The organism is Corallococcus sp. AS-1-6 (assembly GCF_020037015.1).
Classification (GTDB): Bacteria; Myxococcota; Myxococcia; order Myxococcales; family Myxococcaceae; genus Corallococcus.
This window is the reverse complement of record NZ_JAIQDE010000030.1, coordinates 108,973-123,950: the sequence shown is the minus strand read 5'-3', so window position 1 is coordinate 123,950 and position 14,978 is coordinate 108,973. Positions and strand designations below refer to the sequence as shown.

General features: G+C 70.2%; 16 protein-coding genes and 1 tRNA gene. 13 read left to right on the top strand and 4 right to left on the bottom strand.

The annotated features are described in order from the left end of the window. Window positions 1-218: 218 nt before the first annotated feature. The 6 genes from K8612_RS32260 (at window position 219) to K8612_RS32235 (ending at window position 4,812) form a co-directional block, all read left to right on the top strand. Window positions 219-1,457 carry a styrene monooxygenase/indole monooxygenase family protein gene (locus tag K8612_RS32260; RefSeq protein ID WP_223765052.1) on the top strand — a complete coding sequence of 413 codons (1,239 nt, stop codon included), beginning with the start codon at window positions 219-221 and terminating at the stop codon, window positions 1,455-1,457. 306 nt (window positions 1,458-1,763) lie between these two features. After that, entirely contained in the window at window positions 1,764-2,414 is a 651-nt protein-coding gene (locus tag K8612_RS32255) for a hypothetical protein (protein ID WP_223741090.1), read from the top strand. A gap of 76 nt (window positions 2,415-2,490) precedes the next feature. Continuing rightward, window positions 2,491-2,892, top strand: a complete 402-nt coding sequence (locus K8612_RS32250; protein WP_223765051.1) for a hypothetical protein — start codon at window positions 2,491-2,493, stop codon at window positions 2,890-2,892. Next, window positions 2,889-3,668: a hypothetical protein gene (locus tag K8612_RS32245; RefSeq protein WP_223765050.1), complete on the top strand. Its 780-nt coding sequence runs from the start codon at window positions 2,889-2,891 to the stop codon at window positions 3,666-3,668. Before K8612_RS32250 ends, K8612_RS32245 begins: the two co-directional genes overlap by 4 nt. Window positions 3,669-3,736: 68 nt before the next feature. Beyond that, window positions 3,737-4,366 carry a hypothetical protein gene (locus K8612_RS32240; protein ID WP_223765049.1) on the top strand — a complete coding sequence of 210 codons (630 nt, stop codon included), beginning with the start codon at window positions 3,737-3,739 and terminating at the stop codon, window positions 4,364-4,366. A gap of 371 nt (window positions 4,367-4,737) precedes the next feature. Further along, window positions 4,738-4,812, top strand: a tRNA-Met gene (locus K8612_RS32235). 17 nt (window positions 4,813-4,829) lie between these two features. Here the strand turns inward: K8612_RS32235 and K8612_RS32230 are convergent. From K8612_RS32230 to rnhA, 4 genes are all read right to left on the bottom strand, one after another. Beyond that, window positions 4,830-5,231 carry a hypothetical protein gene (locus K8612_RS32230; RefSeq protein ID WP_223765048.1) on the bottom strand — a complete coding sequence of 134 codons (402 nt, stop codon included), beginning with the start codon at window positions 5,229-5,231 and terminating at the stop codon, window positions 4,830-4,832. Between the two features lie 45 nt (window positions 5,232-5,276). Continuing rightward, entirely contained in the window at window positions 5,277-6,761 is a 1,485-nt protein-coding gene (locus K8612_RS32225; RefSeq protein WP_223765047.1) for a hypothetical protein, read from the bottom strand. A 113-nt stretch (window positions 6,762-6,874) separates the two neighbouring features. After that, window positions 6,875-7,936 (bottom strand): hypothetical protein, encoded by a 1,062-nt coding sequence (locus tag K8612_RS32220; protein ID WP_223765046.1) that lies wholly within the window; start codon window positions 7,934-7,936, stop codon window positions 6,875-6,877. 241 nt (window positions 7,937-8,177) lie between these two features. Beyond that, a complete protein-coding gene (gene rnhA / locus K8612_RS32215) occupies window positions 8,178-8,645 on the bottom strand; it encodes a ribonuclease HI (RefSeq protein WP_223741097.1) in 468 nt (155 codons plus the stop codon). A 95-nt stretch (window positions 8,646-8,740) separates the two neighbouring features. On the opposite strand from rnhA, the gene K8612_RS32210 reads away from it, so the two are divergent. From K8612_RS32210 to K8612_RS32180, 7 genes are all read left to right on the top strand, one after another. Beyond that, window positions 8,741-9,640 carry an aspartyl/asparaginyl beta-hydroxylase domain-containing protein gene (locus K8612_RS32210; protein WP_223765045.1) on the top strand — a complete coding sequence of 300 codons (900 nt, stop codon included), beginning with the start codon at window positions 8,741-8,743 and terminating at the stop codon, window positions 9,638-9,640. 113 nt (window positions 9,641-9,753) lie between these two features. Continuing rightward, a complete protein-coding gene (locus K8612_RS32205) occupies window positions 9,754-10,437 on the top strand; it encodes a DUF72 domain-containing protein (protein ID WP_223765044.1) in 684 nt (227 codons plus the stop codon). After that, window positions 10,418-11,335, top strand: coding sequence for an ADP-ribosylglycohydrolase family protein (locus K8612_RS32200; protein ID WP_223765043.1), 918 nt, complete (start codon window positions 10,418-10,420; stop codon window positions 11,333-11,335). The genes K8612_RS32205 and K8612_RS32200 overlap by 20 nt, the downstream gene beginning before the upstream one ends. A 28-nt stretch (window positions 11,336-11,363) precedes the next feature. Then, window positions 11,364-12,440, top strand: coding sequence for a Gfo/Idh/MocA family protein (locus K8612_RS32195; RefSeq protein ID WP_223765042.1), 1,077 nt, complete (start codon window positions 11,364-11,366; stop codon window positions 12,438-12,440). A 156-nt stretch (window positions 12,441-12,596) separates the two neighbouring features. Further along, window positions 12,597-13,427, top strand: a complete 831-nt coding sequence (locus K8612_RS32190; protein ID WP_223765041.1) for a hypothetical protein — start codon at window positions 12,597-12,599, stop codon at window positions 13,425-13,427. A 103-nt stretch (window positions 13,428-13,530) separates the two neighbouring features. Next, window positions 13,531-13,935, top strand: a complete 405-nt coding sequence (locus tag K8612_RS32185; protein ID WP_223741103.1) for a DoxX family protein — start codon at window positions 13,531-13,533, stop codon at window positions 13,933-13,935. 88 nt (window positions 13,936-14,023) lie between these two features. After that, a complete protein-coding gene (locus K8612_RS32180; protein ID WP_223765040.1) occupies window positions 14,024-14,965 on the top strand; it encodes a DUF808 domain-containing protein in 942 nt (313 codons plus the stop codon). Window positions 14,966-14,978 lie beyond the last annotated feature (13 nt).

Below are 14,978 nucleotides of genomic sequence, written 5' to 3'. Positions count from 1 at the left end.
CGACGCGGTTATCAATCACAGACTTCGCCATGACGTGTTTCCCCCTCGTGCGTTTCTCGCTGCGACAGGAGGAACAGTACTCGCGGGGTCTGACATGCAAGGCGGCTTCGGGGCGTTGGTTTCCGGGCGCCTCGTACCGCCGCGCGTTGCCAGGAGGGTGCCCTCCTTTCGTAGTGTCCTGGCAGGGCGTGACGCCCGGACACCACCCAGGGGGGACCATGAGGAACATCGGCATCATCGGAGCGGGCCAGGCCGGTCTGCAGCTCGGCTTCGGCCTGCTGGAGCGGGGCTACGCGGTCACCGTCTATTCGGACCGCACGCCCGAGCAGCTCTTCAACGCCCGGCTCTCGGCGACCACCTATCTCTTCGGCCGGGCGCACCAGTACGAGCAGGAGCTGGGGCTCGACTTCTGGCAGGGCCCGGGGGAGTACGCCCGGGGCGGGGACCTGGACGTCTGCCCGGCGCCGGGACAGCGGGCGCTCCGCGTCCAGGGGCGCATCCTGAATCCCGGCAGGGCCCTGGACCTGCGGGCGAAGTACTCACGCTGGCTCGCGGAGTTCGAGCGGCGCGGCGGCACGGTGGTGGTGCGGGACGTGGACGTGGACGCGCTGGAGGCGCTCGCGACCGGGCATGACCTGGTGGTCGTGACGACGGGCCGCAACAGCTTCACGCGGCTGTTCGAACGGGACGCCGGGCGCAGCGTCCACACGCAGCCGCAGCGGCACCTGACGGCAATGATTGTCACCGGCATGAAGCCGCTGCATGAGACGCCCTACCCCGCGCTCAAGTTCATCCTGACGGCGGGCCACGGCGAGTACTTCGCCATGCCGTACTTCGACCGCATCCGGGGCCCGCTGGACTGCCTCCTGCTGGAGGCCATCCCCGGCCAGGGATTGGATCGCTTCGGCGGCGTGAGCACCGCGCGGGAAGCCCTGGAGCGCATGAAGCAGGTGCTGCGGGACTTCTCGCCCTGGGTGGCGGAGCGGCTGGAGGGAGCCTCCATCGTGGACGAGTCCTCCTGGCTCACCGGCGCGTTCACGCCCACGGTGCGCAAGCCGGTGGGGCGGCTGCCCTCGGGGCGCGCGGTGATGGGGATGGGGGATGTCGTCATGCTCAACGACCCCATCGCGGGCCAGGGGCTCAACAGCGCGTCGAAGCAGGCGCATGCGATGACGCAGGCCATCCTCGCGCACGGCGACCAGCCCTTCACGCCGGACTGGATGGAGCAGGCCTTCGGGCACTTCTGGCGGACGGAGGGCCAGTTCATCACCGCGTTCACCAACATGCTGCTCCAGCCGCCACCGCCGCACGTGCAGCGATACCTGGGAGCCGCGTCGACGATGGCTCCGCTGGCCGATACGTTCTTCGACAACTTCGGAGAGCCGCAGCGCTTCTGGCCTTGGATTGTCAGCCCCGACGAGACCGAGGCCCGCATCCAGCAGGCGGCCGCCGCGTAGCGGCTGTAAGTCTTTGTCATTCCCACCCGGCCGGTCCTTCACTCCCGGCCCGGGTGGCTGAATCCTGTCAGTCCCGAGACGGGGGGGGACATGACGATTCAATTCGGATTCATCGACCACGGTGATGGCGCCAACCTCCGGACGCTTCCCGCCGAGATGAAGGGCTCCACCTGTCTGACCTATCGAATCCGGGAGCTTGAAGGAGCCGGCCATCAAGGTGATCCAGGAGCAGCGCGGCGGTAAGGTGCTCACGGGGAGGAAGCTGGCCTTGCTGGAGCTGCGCTCCCATGGGGAGTCACACATCACATGATGTATGCATTGTCGACGGATGTCTCCCACGCCAAGGAGAATGCGGATATCTATGACGCCAAGCTCATCGAGTTCGAAGGTTTCGAGGACGTGACATTCCACGACCCGGGCATCGACTATCAGCGCCAGCGGGGCGCGCCCGGGGTCATCGAGTTCGTAGGCAACCTGGAGAGCATCGCCGGTCGCGACCACCTGCTTCCTGCGCCCCTCGGGTGGTTGCTGATCTCCCGGCGCATGGTGCATGTGCTCGAAGCGGTGCGCCCGTTCCGCCACCGCCTCATCCCCACCGTCATCTACTCGGAACGCATCGGGCATCTCGTGCGTAAGGGGTACCCCCGGAAGCGGACCTGGTATTCGGTAACGGACCCGGCGATGAAGAACGAGGACTTCGTCATCCTTCAGTTGCTGGAGCAGACAGACTGCCTCGACCGGGAGCGCACCCTCGTGAAGGGCGTGCCCTTCCACCAGTGCGGAGAAGAGCTCCTGGGCTATGACGACGCCGAGCCACTCGTGCTCCGCCCGCCACCCGGAGGCTTTCCTCCCGTGTTCTCCGTCCCCGAGCTGGTCTTCTATTGCTACACCGGGGAAGCTCGACAGGCGTGCGAACAGGCGGGACTGAAGGGCCTGTGGTGGCACCCCCAGCCTTGAACCCGTTCGCGCCCGGGGCAGACTTGGGGCGCAGGCCCCTCCCCCTTTAGGATGACGTCCCCATGGGGGACGCAACATGAGTGGTGAGGGCTCGAAGCCCGTCGCGGCGGTGCTGGTGGGGCTGACGAACTTCCGGCTGGGCCGCATCCTGCTGTGGACCACGACGGTGTTCCTGGGGCTGCTGGCGCTCGTGCCGGGCCCTGACAGCGGGACGCTGTGGCGCATGGCCGCCATTCCGGGGGGGCTCGCGCTGATTGGGACGGGCACCGCGTGGTGGAAGGAACGCCAGGGCTCCCGGTCCGGTCCCATCCCGTGGCTGCTGCCCCGGCTGGCCGTCGGGGCCGTGCTCTTCGGCGCCGCCGCGCTCCTGATGTGGTGGCGGCGCCGGCGTGAACTGAAGGACAGCGCGCCTGTATCGCCACCCTCGGCGAAACAAGTGGATGCGTGGGCCACGGCCGAGTTGGAGCGCGCGTCATGAGCCACGCGGCCTTGAAACAACGGGACCCAGCTCCGCTCGAAGCGCCTCCGCGTGAGTCCATGGGAGGCATGGCCCGCTCGGGTTTGCGGAGCCTCCTCGCCATGGTGCCCGCCCTGCTGGGTTCCGGCGTGATGGGGGCGCTGAAAGGCTTCTTCTTCTTCGGGTGCTTCGGTCTGGTGCTGGCGGGCGTCTTCGTGCTCGCGCCGCATTGGACGGGCGCGGCCCCGACGCCCTCCTGGCTGAACGCCCTGAGCTTCGTGCTCACGCCACTGTCCCTGGCCCTGGCTGGGGGCTACGTCTGGATGCTCCACGGGGTCAGCGCACGGCTCGCGAGCGAGGTCCGCGCGCGAGGGTTGATGGGCTATGCGTACGCCATCCTCAAGCCCGCGACGCTGCAGGTCGCCCGGCGGTTTCGCGGGGCCGGCACACCTGGCCGCGCCGAGCTCACCCGGGCCATCGAGGAGTCCGTGGCGGAGCGCATGCGGGAGCCCGAGGAGGAGCGCGAGTCCGCGGCCTCCCGCGCCGGATGGCTGGAAGGCTTCCTCATGGACCAGTCCCGCCGGGTGCTGGGGCTCATCGCCCTGCGTGCGGTGATGACGTCGCCGGACATGCCTTCCGCGGTGCGGGAGCTGGAGACGTTGGCCATCGACCGGCTGGAGGGCGTGCTGGAGGAGACGCTGGAAGACCTGTTCTTCCTCCAGATGGTGCTCGCGCTCGGCGTGGGCGTCCTCGTCGCCGCATTGCCCACGTTCCTGCTCCTCTTCCTGCCCCGCTGAGCGGAGACCCGTTGGCCTCTGCTAGCCTCCTGCCGTCCCACCAGGGTGGGACAGGAGGCGACGCCGGGATGGACTCACTGGACGCGCGCATGGAGCGGCTGGAAGGCCGGCTCCGACGGTGGCAGGGCCTCACCCTCGCGGCCTTCGTGCTGGCCGGGGTGGGACTGGGGACCGCGGCCCTGCGTGACGAAGCGCCGCAATCGCATTCGGGAGAGCTGGTCGCATCGCGGCTGGTGCTCAAGGACGCCAGGGGCCGCACAAGGGCCAGCCTGGAGGCGAACCGCCATGGCGGCGCGGCGCTGGTGTTGAACGACAGCGAAGGCCGGCCCCGGGCGCTGCTGGGCGTGGGCGAGGACGACTCGCCCCGGCTGCGCTTCTCCACCGCGGAAGGCGAGTCGCTGGCGGAGCTGATGGTGTTCTCCGACGAAGCGCCGCGCCTGACGCTGTCCAAGTCCGGGGGCGCGGAGCTGTTCTCCGTGGGGCTCCAGGTGGACGGCTCGTCGCGGCTGGAGCTGGCGGACGTGACGGGGCGGCCCCGCGCCATCCTGGGCGCGGATGAAGAGGGCTCGCCGGGCCTGCTCCTGGTGGACCGCCGAGGCCAGCCCCGCGTGGAGCTGCGCGTGGGCAGCTCGGACGAAGCCAGCCTGGTGCTGGAAGGCCGCAACGGCCAGGTGTTCCGAGCGCCCGGCGTGCAGTGACGCCGCGTCGTCATTTCCGGGAGGGAGACCCACCGGTGACGGCGTCCGCTGACAGTGTTCCAACGTCCGGTGCATCGAGAAGCGGAGCTGGCGGAACCAGCTCTGTCAGGACGGAGTGTCCGCTGCGTCCCTGCTCCCCGCGAAAGGAGTGTGATGCCCATGACGAAGAACGACGAGCCGAGCCCCACCGACATGGACCCCACTCCGGACAGCATGGACCTGGCCATCGCCTCGTTCCGCGGCTGTCCACCCGGCACCTGACCCACGCCGCCACCCGGTAACCCCGGGGCGGGCATGGACAGAGGCCGGGCTCCCGAGGGGGGACCCGGCCTCGCTCATGTCCGGGTCCTCCCTCGAGGACTCAAACCCAACGGGATGTAGCTCAGATGGTTGAGAGCATGCGCCTCATACGCGCGAGGTCTCTGGTTCGAATCCAGTCATCCCGACTTCCCATCCAAGACAGCTACTCAAGCTGGAGGCCGCAGTCGCTGCAGGCGCCCGCCACCAGCGGGGCGGCCGTTCCGCAGGCCGGGCAGGGAGGCTCTCCCTCTTCCTCGGTGGCTTCTGACGGAGCGGCGGACACGAGGCGGGGAGCCGCCCCCTCGGGCATCAGCCCCTCGCGGCGCACCATCTCCAGCCATCCCTGCTGGAGCAGGGCGGCCACCCGGGGCCCATCCTCGGGCCGCACCAGCACCTGGAACTTCGGAGAGCAGCCGACCTTGCCGCACGCCTCACGGTGGACGAGGGCCGGGACGTCCGCGTCCAGGAAGCCCTCCACCATCCTCCGGGCATCCGCGAGTGACAACTCCGCGCACGGCACCAACTCCGCGTCGGCCAGGGTTCTCTGCACTTCGTCTGGGGTCATGGAGGCCGGGATTGGACCTCGGATGCGCCCCCTCCGTCCACCGCGTCACGAACCGCAGCCGCGCGCATCCTTCCGCACGAAGACGCGGACCGGCCCCGGGTCCGCCACCTCCTCGAACCGGGCATCCCCTTGGAGCGTGTCGAGCAACGCCTCCCGTGAGGCCGCCCCCAGGAGGAGCGTGTCCACGCGCGGGGGAACGAGCACCACCTGCGCCCGCGCATAGTGGTGCAGGAGGAAGCGGTCGTAGCCGTTGGGCACGAAGACGATGGAGCGGAAGTCCGTGGCCACCGCGCGCCGTGAGGCGCAGGCGTGGACCTGGCGCTCGAAGGCCTGGCGGAAGTCCCCATCCACCGGAGGCATGGGACGCAGCGGCGGGGAGCCGATGGTCCGGTCGAAGCGCGCGACCTGGAGAATCGCGAGCACGGCGAGCAACAGCGCCGGCACCATCGCGGCCCAACCGGGGACCTTTCCGCGCGCGAGGACGCCCTTCCATGCCTCCATGAGCCTCCCGAAGCCCGCCGCCGCGCACACGCCCAGCCCCGGCAACAGGAAGGCGGAGTTGTAGAACCAGAGGAGCCGCTTGTCCGGCGCGTCCGCCATGAAGAAGAAGGTGCCCGGTATCGTGCTGACGAGCGTGGCCGCGGGCGAGAGCAGTTGGATCCACCAGAAGCTGCGCTGGAAGACCACCAGCCCACTGGTGGCCACGTCGTGCACCACCCGGCCAGGGTCGCCCAACGCGGTGAAGACGACCTGCCCCCATGTGCTGCCGTAGTGCGACCAGAACCGCGTGCCCGAAGGCGTCCCGAGCGCCGGCAGCACCACCGCGACACAGAGCGCGAGGTAGCCCAGCGCCAGCGCGGACACCCCGAGCGCCCTCCGCGTGAGCAGCGCCCGCGGCGGACGGGCCACGGCCGGAAGCAGCAGCAACGCCGCCGACTGGAAGGCGAGGAACAGCCCTCCATCCGGACGCACCCCCAACGCGAGCAGCGCCACGGGCACGACCCACCGCATCCGCGTCCCCCGCAGGAGCATCACGAGCACCGCCGTGGAGCCCAACTGGAAGAACACCTCGAAGTGCGCGGAGAGCGCGACCGTCTTCACGAACGGATTGAGCCCCAGGTACAGCGTGAAGGCGACAGAGGCCCACGGCCTCCAGGCAGCGGGGAGCAGGTCGTGCTCCTCGACAATGCGCTCGAAGAACCAGACCTGGAGCGCGACCGCCGCGTACAGCGCCACCAGCCCCAGCAGGATGAAGAGGAACTGCGAATCGCTGAGCAGGAACAGCGGCGTGAGCAACAGCAGCGTCGGGGTGAAGTGGACCGTGAGGTGGTTGAGGTCCGCGTCCGTCACCCAGAAGGGCCGGCCCCGGTGCACCGCGTTCGAGAACAGGTCGTTCAGGAGCGCGAGGTCATGGAACGCGAACACTCCTCCCCGGAAGGCGCTCCAGACGCAGACCACGGTGTAGACGAACAAGGCTCCGAGCACGAAGTGCCAGGCCCGGAACCGGCGGGTGAACGCGATGGGATGCAAAGCGGGCGGACTCTGCCACACGAACGCTCCGCCCGGGCGCCTTGAAACCTGGGAGTCCCCATCCGCCGGCCCACCTCCCATCGCGGGCCGGCATTTCCCCCTCCGGGGACTCGTTACAGGCAGCTCGAGTCCACGGGCAGGGTGTCCTGCTGCACGGTCTTGAAGGTGAACAGGCACAAGGCGCTCGCGCCCTGCTCCGCGAAGACCCCGCCGAAGAGCTTCGCGTGGCCCAGCCGCGCCGTGCCCCCCGCCTTGAGGAACACAGAGACTTCGTCTCCTTCGATGGAGGACTGGTCGATGCCCATGCGGACGCCGGGCGAGGGTGCCGGGAAGTCCGCGTAGACGCCGAAGGCCCCCGTGCCGGTCGCCTTCAGGCGGCTGGAGCGCACGGACACGCCGGGCGTCTCCGCATGCAGGGCCGCGGACAGCGTGGCGCCTCCGCTGAAGACCTCCGAGTCCGTGACGCTCACGCTCTGGGCCGCCGCCTCCACGCCGAAGCTCCGGGCGCCGTTCGCCGCGCTGGCATTGATGAACACGCGGCGCAGGACGCCGAAGCTTCCGGTCACGCCCACGCCAATCACCGTGTCCGCCGCGCTCGCGGTGCCCTGGACGAAGGCCTTGGAGTCTTCCAGCGTGATGCCCGTCTGGTCGAACGCGAACCCCATCACCCGGCCCCGGTCCGACGTCGCCCGGGACTCGACGCGCGACAGCGTGTTGTCATTGGCGGACTGGTAATACACGCCGAAGGTGAGGGATTGGCCCGCGAGCGCCTCCGCCCGGACCTCGCTCACCGCGAAGCCGTCATCCCGGTTGAAGAGCGCCACCGACCGCGTCCCACCGCCCGTGTTGCTCACGGAGAGCAGGCGCAGCCCCGCGCCGGAGGCACCCACCACCGAACCGTCGCCGGCCGTCGAGGACGTGATGCGGGACACGCCCACGCCGCTGCCCTCCAGGAACACGCCCCGCTTCAGCACCAGGCCCGTCGTCCCCAGGTCATAGGTGCCGGCGCCGAGCCTCAGCACCCACGTCTGTGAACCGTCGGAAGGCACCGCGTCCACGGCGGCCCGGAGCGCGGCGCCGGACTCCAGCGCGGTGGCCTGCAGGGGGATGATCCGCACTCGCGCGGCCAGGAGCCCGTCCGTCCCGGAGCTGCCCGGCGCTCCCGCGGGCCCCATTTCCCCTCGAGGACCTTGCGCTCCCGCGGGCCCAGGCTCCCCCTGGAGCCCCTGAGGTCCCTGAGGTCCTTGAGCCCCCACGGTGCCCTCCCCCTTGCAGGCGGACACGAACAACACACACGGCAACAGCACACGGCGGACAGGCGAAAGACTCAAAGACAGCTCCCCCTTGGACTTGAAGGAGCACAGTCTGTCCTTTCTTGAGGTGGTTTTGGAATGGGGCCGGCGCCACTTTCGCGTTCTACCGTCCGAGCCGTGCCGCCAGTTCCAGCCGGGCCGCCACGGCCAGTGCGTCCGCGCGGTTGTTCTCCACGTCATCCGAGTGACCCCGAACCCAGTGCCAGGTCACCTGATGGGCGCGGACCGCCTCCAGCAGCTCACGCCACAGGTCCGCGTTGGACACGGGCTTCTTGCCTGACGTGCGCCAGCCATTGCCCTGCCACGTGTCCAGCCACTTCTCCGCGAAGGCGTTGCACACGTACTTCGAGTCGGTGAACACCTGGACACGGCACGGCATCTTCAGGGCCTTCAGCGCGACGAGCGCCGCCGTCAGCTCCATCCGGTTGTTGGTGGAGTCCGCCTCCGCGCCCTGGAGTTCCTTGCGGTAATCCTTGCGCTCGGGGGCGATGAGGATGGCGCCCCAGCCTCCCAGGCCGGGGTTCGGTGAGCAGGCGCCATCGCAGTAGATGTGGACCAGGGGGAGCGACATCGAGCGCGCACCCTACTCCATCCCTGGAGACACAGGACCCGCCCTGGACGCTGCGTTCTCCGCCGCGTTATGGCTTGGCCTCCCCAGGAGGCAGCATGGCCGCCCAGACGTCGCCCCAGGAAATCACCGCACAGGTCCGTCAGCGCATCGTCGACCTGGCCCGGCAGGGCGGCTACCTCGACGCGGTCCTGGGCGCGGGGCCGGAGCTGGACCGGATGAAGCACTACCTGCGAATGCTCATGGGTCAGGTGCCCGCGCCTCCCGCCCGGCCCGAGCAGTCCCCCACCATCTTCCCGCCGTTCCCCGGACTGGATGAGCACCCGTGGCGCGACCCGCCGCCGCCGGCCGCGAAGGCGCTGGAGGGCTGCCTGGCCGCGGTGACGCGCGACCTGGAGCGGCTGGAGAACGCGGACCTGCTGCACTACGACTCCGGCATCGTGGGCACGGGCCACTGGTCCGTGCACCCCATCTTCTTCGGCGGCGAGCGCACCGACCGCCTCTTCTGGCCCCAGCTCGCCATGGAGGAGACGGCCTCCGCAGTGCGGTCGCTGGATGGCGAGTGCACCGACTTCCCGCTCGCGGACGTGCTCTTCTCCTCGCACGCGCCCGGCACCACGCTGACGCCGCACTGCTCGTGGGACGGCTTCCGGATGCGGCTGCACCTGGGGCTCAAGGTGCCGGAAGGCTGCGGCATCCGCGTGGGCGCGGAGACGCGGCACTGGCAGCCGGGCCGCGTGCTCACCTTCCATGACTCCTTCGAGCACGAGACCTGGAACCGGGGCACCGAGCGCCGCGTGGTGCTCATCGCCGACTGCTGGCACCCCGGCCTCACCCTGCCCGAGCGCGAGGCCCTGCTCGGCCTCACGCGCAAGTTCGAGGTCCGCGCGATGCTCGCCCGGCTGCGCGTGCCGGAAGCCATGTCCGAGCCGCTCCTCGTCCGCTTCGCCGAACAGGAACGCACGGACGCCCAGGTGCGCCACTTCTGGCGCGGGTGAGGGTGAGCATCTCGCCGGTCCGTGCCTGGCTTTCCCCGGTGCGACGCGGACCCTCGAAACCCTCTCATGAGCGCTGCCGGGTCGGCTGCGCGGGCTGGAGCCTGTCGAGCGCGGTGGGTGAACACTTCCCCACGACGGGAACCCACCTGGAGCGCTACGCGCGCGTCCTCCCCGCGGTGGAGATCAACTCCTCCTTCTACCGGCCGCACCGGCCCGGCACCTACGCCCGCTGGCGTGACAGCGTTCCGGAGACGTTCCGCTTCGCGGTGAAGGTCCCCAAGGTCATCACCCATGAGCTGCGCTTGCGCGACGCACGCGAGCCGCTCGAGCGCTTCCTGGGCGAGGCGGGCCACCTGGAAGGCAGACTGGGGTGCCTGTTGGTGCAACTGCCGCCCAGCCTCCAGCACGAGCCCGAGACGGCCCGCGCGTTCTTCCAGTCCCTGCGGGAGCGGACCGGGGTGGACGTCGTGTGCGAGCCCAGGCACCGGACCTGGTTCACGGACGAGGCCCGCCAGGTGCTGGACGCTGCGCGCATCCGTTACGTGCGGGCGGATCCTCCCGCGGTGAGCGCGCCCCCGCCTCCCGACGCGGAGGTCGTCTACTACCGGCTGCACGGCTCGCCGAAGATGTATTACTCCGAATATTCCCAGACGTTCCTGGACGCGCTGGCCGCGGAGATTGGCGGCCACGAGCAGGCCGGCCGCCGGGTGTGGTGCATCTTCGACAACACAGCGGAAGGCGCGGCCCTGCCGAATGCACTATCATTGCTGCGCCGCGATGCACGACGCCCGGAATGACCAGACCACCGCGCGGATGACACGTGCGCTCGCTTCGCTGGACGGCGTGTCCGTGGGAGATGCCTTTGGCGAGCGGTTCTTCGGCCCACACGAGCTCGTGCAGCCCTGGGTGGAGCAGCGCATCCTCCCGCGAGCGCCCTGGGGCTACACCGACGACACGGAGATGACGCTGTCCGTGGTCCAGGTGCTGGAGGACCACGGTCACGTCGACCCGGACGCGCTCGCGCACCTCTTCGCGAAGCGCTACCGCCGCGACAAGAACCGCGGCTATGGCGGGACCGCGCACGACATCCTGTGGAAGCTGGGGCTCGGACTGCCCTGGCGGGAGGTGTCCTCGGAGGTCTTCGAGGGCCAGGGCTCCATGGGCAACGGCGCGGCCATGCGCGTGGCGCCCCTGGGGGCGTACTTCGCGGGGGACCTGCCCCGGGTGGTGGCGGAAGCGCGCGCGTCGGCGGAGGTGACGCACATGCACCCGGAGGGACAGGCGGGCGCCATCGCCATCGCGGTCGCCGCCGCGTGGGCCTGCCAGTGGCAACAGACGCGCGGCCCCACGCTGGAGCTCTTCGACACGGTGCTGGACTGCACGCCCGCCGGTGCCACGCGCCAGGGGCTGGAGAAGGCGCGGGCGTGGCCGAGCGACACCAGCCCCTCCGCGGCGGCGCGCACGCTGGGCAGCGGGCAGAAGGTCCTCGCCGAGGACACCGTGCCCTTCGCCGTGTGGTGCGCGGCAAGGCACCTCGACTCGTTCGAAGAAGCCCTCTGGTGCACCGTGGCCGGCTTCGGAGACCGGGACACCACCTGCGCCATGGTGGGAGGAATCGTCGCGCTGAGCGCGGGGCGCGCGTCCATTCCCGCGCCGTGGCTCTCCGCCCGGGAGCCGCTTCGCCGCCGGGCGTGACGAGCGCCCAGCGACTAGAGTCCGGGCCGTGAGCGCCTTCCCCACCGCCCTCCCCCACGTCGAAGCCATCCCCTTGCGCGGAGGGCCCGTGCTGCGCTGGGGCGTGCTCGCTCCGGGGCGGATCGCCGGGGGCTTCGTCTGGGCCCTGCACCGGCACACCGACCAGCGCGTCCACGCGGTGGCGTCGCGTGACCCCGAGCGCGCCCGGAGCTTCGCCGCGCGGTATGGCGTCCCGCGCGTCCATGAGTCCTACGAGCAGCTCGTCGCCGACCCCGACGTCGACATCGTCTACGTCGCGTCTCCCCACAGCGAACACAGGCGGCAGGCCCTGCTCGCCATCTCCGCCGGCAAGCACGTCCTCGTGGAGAAGCCGCTCGCGCTGGACGCCGCCGAGGCCCTCGACATCGCCCGGGCCGCTCGCGCCGCGGGCGTCTTCGCCATGGAGGCCCTGTGGTCGCGCTTCCTCCCGCAGACCCTGCTCCTGGAGCGGCTGCTGCACGACGGCGTGCTCGGCGACGTCCGGCTCGTCATGGCGGACTTCGGGGGCTGCTTCGACTTCGACCCTGAAGGCCGCGTCTTCAACCCCGCGCTCGGCGGTGGCGCGCTGCTGGACATCGGCATCTATCCCATCTGGCTCGCGCACCTCGTGCTCGGCCCGCCGCCGCACGTGCACGCCACGGGCACCCTCACCCAGACAGGCGTGGACGGACAGGCGGCCCTCGTCCTCACCTACCCCACGGGCGCCCAGGCCCTGCTGCACACCACCCTCTTCGCGGAGACACCCCAGGAGGCCGTCATCGCGGGGACGCACGCGCGCCTCCAGGTCGACTCGCGGTTCTTCACCCCCAGCGGCTTCACGCTGAAGGCCGCCAGGTCGGACCAGCGGCTGCGCTGGACCGACCCGTCCGGCATCCACGGCAGCGAAGGACTCGCCTGGCAGGCGGCCGCGGTCGCACAGCACATCGCGGAAGGACGCACCGAGTCGCCCCTGCATCCGCTCAAATGCAGCATCGCCTTGCTCGAAACCATCGACGCGGCGCGAAACCAACTGGGCGTGGCCAGGACCCACGCGACCGCGCCTCGTGACGGGCTGCGGCAGAAATAACAGCAAAGGCTACAAAACCAGGATTCCTGTAGCCTGAACCGTCACAGGCCTGAAAGGCAATCATTGCCATCCCACGGCGCCCATGGGCGTGCGCCATGGTCTGGCCATTGCAGACATCGGCCTCCCGCTGTCCACCCCGAGGAGGCACGGATGTCGATGATGCGAGCAGGAGTGTTCATGGGCCGGCTGCTGACGGCCGCGATGGTGGGAGTCTTCGTGGGCTGCGAGGGAGAGCTCTCGAAGGAGGAGGCCAGGGCCGCCTCCGCGTCGCAGGAGGTCACGGCGGCCACGCGGAACTGTGTGGAGCGCTTCGAGGGCATCACCCACTGTGGCACGGGCAACGCGGAGCTGAAGGCCACCGACAAGGGGCTGGTGGCCACCGGCCTGACCCGCCTGGAACAGGACGGCGTCGTCGGGGTGATGGGCCGCGCCGAGAGCTGGCGTCAGCGGTCCATCGTGGACTTCGGCGCGAGCGACGAGGGCGTGCGGTTCTACGGCCGCAACGAGGACCAGGTCATCAGCACGCTGTCGCTGGCCCCGGACCCGAGCAACCCCGACGGCGGCATGCGGCTGCTCCCCACGTTCACCGGGAGCCCGGGCGGCTCCGCCTACGCCATCAACGTCCGCAACCAGGGCGAGATGGTGGCCATGATGCTCCCGCACCGCTGGTGGGAGTGGTCCTCCGTGCAGATCTGGGCGTACATGGACCGCATGCGCCACCCGGACCTGTACTTCGGCGTGGAGGGGTTCGGCGTGACCACCGGCGCGGGCCGCGTGGGGGCCTGCATCTGGCGCGTGCGCTTCCAGGAGGGCGCGTTCCAGGTGACCCTGGAGGATGGCCGCCAGGTGACGGGCGACGAAATCGAGTTCGTGGAGCAGCTCGATGACGGCGCCTATCCCTACAGCGCCTTCACGCACATCGGGATGACGGGCGCGGTGGACACGTTCACCATCGTCGACGAGAGCGTGGTCCAGAGCAGCAGGTGAGTTCCCCGGGCCCGCGCCCGGCATGGGCGCGGGCCCGCTGTTATGGTCCACGGCCTGGCGCCGGGACCTCCCCATCTCCCCCGGCGCACGCTCGGAGGATGTCATGGGATTCCTGCGGCCCCACGCTGACCGCATCTACGCGCTGCTCCGCATCGCCGCGGGGCTGATGTTCATGCAGCACGGCATGCAGAAGCTCTTCGGCATGTTCGGCGGGGTGCCCGCCGGGGCGCCGCCGTTCGTCGTCTACGGGGCGGGCCTCATCGAGTTCGCGGGCGGCCTGCTGGTGGCGCTCGGGCTGTTCGCGGGCCCGGCGGCGTTCATCTGCAGCGGCACGATGGCGTTCGCCTTCTTCATGGGGCACGTGGTCCCCAACGGGGGCAACCTCATCCCCATCCAGAACCAGGGCGAGCTCGCGGCGCTCTACTGCTTCGTCTTCTTCTACATCGCCGCGCACGGCTCCGGCATCTGGAGCGTCGACGCCGCGCGCCGGGGCACACCCCGCGTGTGAGCGCCAGGCCGTGCCCTGGAGCCCCCGGTGTGCTAATCCGCGCGGGATAGCAGGGTGACGTCCCCACCCCCCAGCCCGGAAGACATCCATGGCAGGCAGCAGCCTGATTGCGCTCATCGACGACATCGCCACCATCCTGGATGACGTCTCCATCCTGACGAAGGTGGCGGCGAAGAAGACGGCGGGGGTGCTGGGAGACGACCTGGCGCTCAACGCGCAGCAGGTGACGGGCGTGAACGCGGACCGCGAGCTGCCCGTGGTGTGGGCGGTGGCGAAGGGCTCGCTGGTCAACAAGGCCATCCTGGTGCCGGCCGCGCTGGCCATCAGCGCGCTGGCGCCCTGGCTGGTGACCCCGCTCCTGATGGTGGGCGGCGCCTTCCTCTGCTTCGAGGGCTTCGAGAAGCTGGCGCACAAGTTCCTGCACGGCAAGGAAGAGGACGAGGCGCACCACGCCGAGCTGCGCAAGACGCTGGAGGACCCGAGCGTGGACCGGGTCGCCCTGGAGAAGGACAAGATCAAGGGCGCGGTGCGCACGGACTTCATCCTCTCCGCGGAGATCATCGCCATCACGCTGGGCACCGTGGCGACGGCGGACTTCGCCACCCGCGTCACGGTGATGGTGGGCATCGCGCTCATCATGACGGTGGGCGTGTACGGGCTGGTGGCGGGCATCGTGAAGCTGGACGACGCGGGCCTGTACCTCAGCCGCAAGGGCGGCGGCTTCGCGCAGGGCCTGGGCCGGGGCATCCTCCGCGCGGCGCCGTGGCTGATGAAGTTCCTCTCCGTGGCGGGCACGGCGGCCATGTTCCTGGTGGGCGGCGGCATCCTGGTGCACGGCGTCTCCGGCCTGCACCACGCGGAGGAGTCCATCACCGCGTGGGCCGGGCGCGTCCCGGGCGTGGGCAGCGTCCTGGGCGGCCTCACCCCCATGCTGCTCAACGCCGCGGTGGGGCTGGGCGCGGGCGCCGTGCTGGTGCTGCTCTTCACCCTGGGCCAGAAGCTGTTCAAGGGCCGCGGCGCCAAGAAGTAGCGTCAGGCGGCGG

Bases quoted from the DNA above. Each gene is read 5' to 3' on its own strand.
- K8612_RS32260 (WP_223765052.1), top strand. From the start codon at position 219: ATGAGGAACATCGGCATCATCGGAGCGGGCCAGGCCGGTCTGCAGCTC.
- K8612_RS32255 (WP_223741090.1), top strand. From the start codon at position 1,764: ATGATGTATGCATTGTCGACGGATGTCTCCCACGCCAAGGAGAATGCG.
- K8612_RS32250 (WP_223765051.1), top strand. From the start codon at position 2,491: ATGAGTGGTGAGGGCTCGAAGCCCGTCGCGGCGGTGCTGGTGGGGCTG.
- K8612_RS32245 (WP_223765050.1), top strand. From the start codon at position 2,889: ATGAGCCACGCGGCCTTGAAACAACGGGACCCAGCTCCGCTCGAAGCG.
- K8612_RS32240 (WP_223765049.1), top strand. From the start codon at position 3,737: ATGGACTCACTGGACGCGCGCATGGAGCGGCTGGAAGGCCGGCTCCGA.
- K8612_RS32230 (WP_223765048.1), bottom strand. From the start codon at position 5,231: ATGACCCCAGACGAAGTGCAGAGAACCCTGGCCGACGCGGAGTTGGTG.
- K8612_RS32220 (WP_223765046.1), bottom strand. From the start codon at position 7,936: ATGGGGCCCGCGGGAGCGCCGGGCAGCTCCGGGACGGACGGGCTCCTG.
- rnhA (WP_223741097.1), bottom strand. From the start codon at position 8,645: ATGTCGCTCCCCCTGGTCCACATCTACTGCGATGGCGCCTGCTCACCG.
- K8612_RS32210 (WP_223765045.1), top strand. From the start codon at position 8,741: ATGGCCGCCCAGACGTCGCCCCAGGAAATCACCGCACAGGTCCGTCAG.
- K8612_RS32200 (WP_223765043.1), top strand. From the start codon at position 10,418: ATGCACGACGCCCGGAATGACCAGACCACCGCGCGGATGACACGTGCG.
- K8612_RS32190 (WP_223765041.1), top strand. From the start codon at position 12,597: ATGATGCGAGCAGGAGTGTTCATGGGCCGGCTGCTGACGGCCGCGATG.
- K8612_RS32185 (WP_223741103.1), top strand. From the start codon at position 13,531: ATGGGATTCCTGCGGCCCCACGCTGACCGCATCTACGCGCTGCTCCGC.
- K8612_RS32180 (WP_223765040.1), top strand. From the start codon at position 14,024: ATGGCAGGCAGCAGCCTGATTGCGCTCATCGACGACATCGCCACCATC.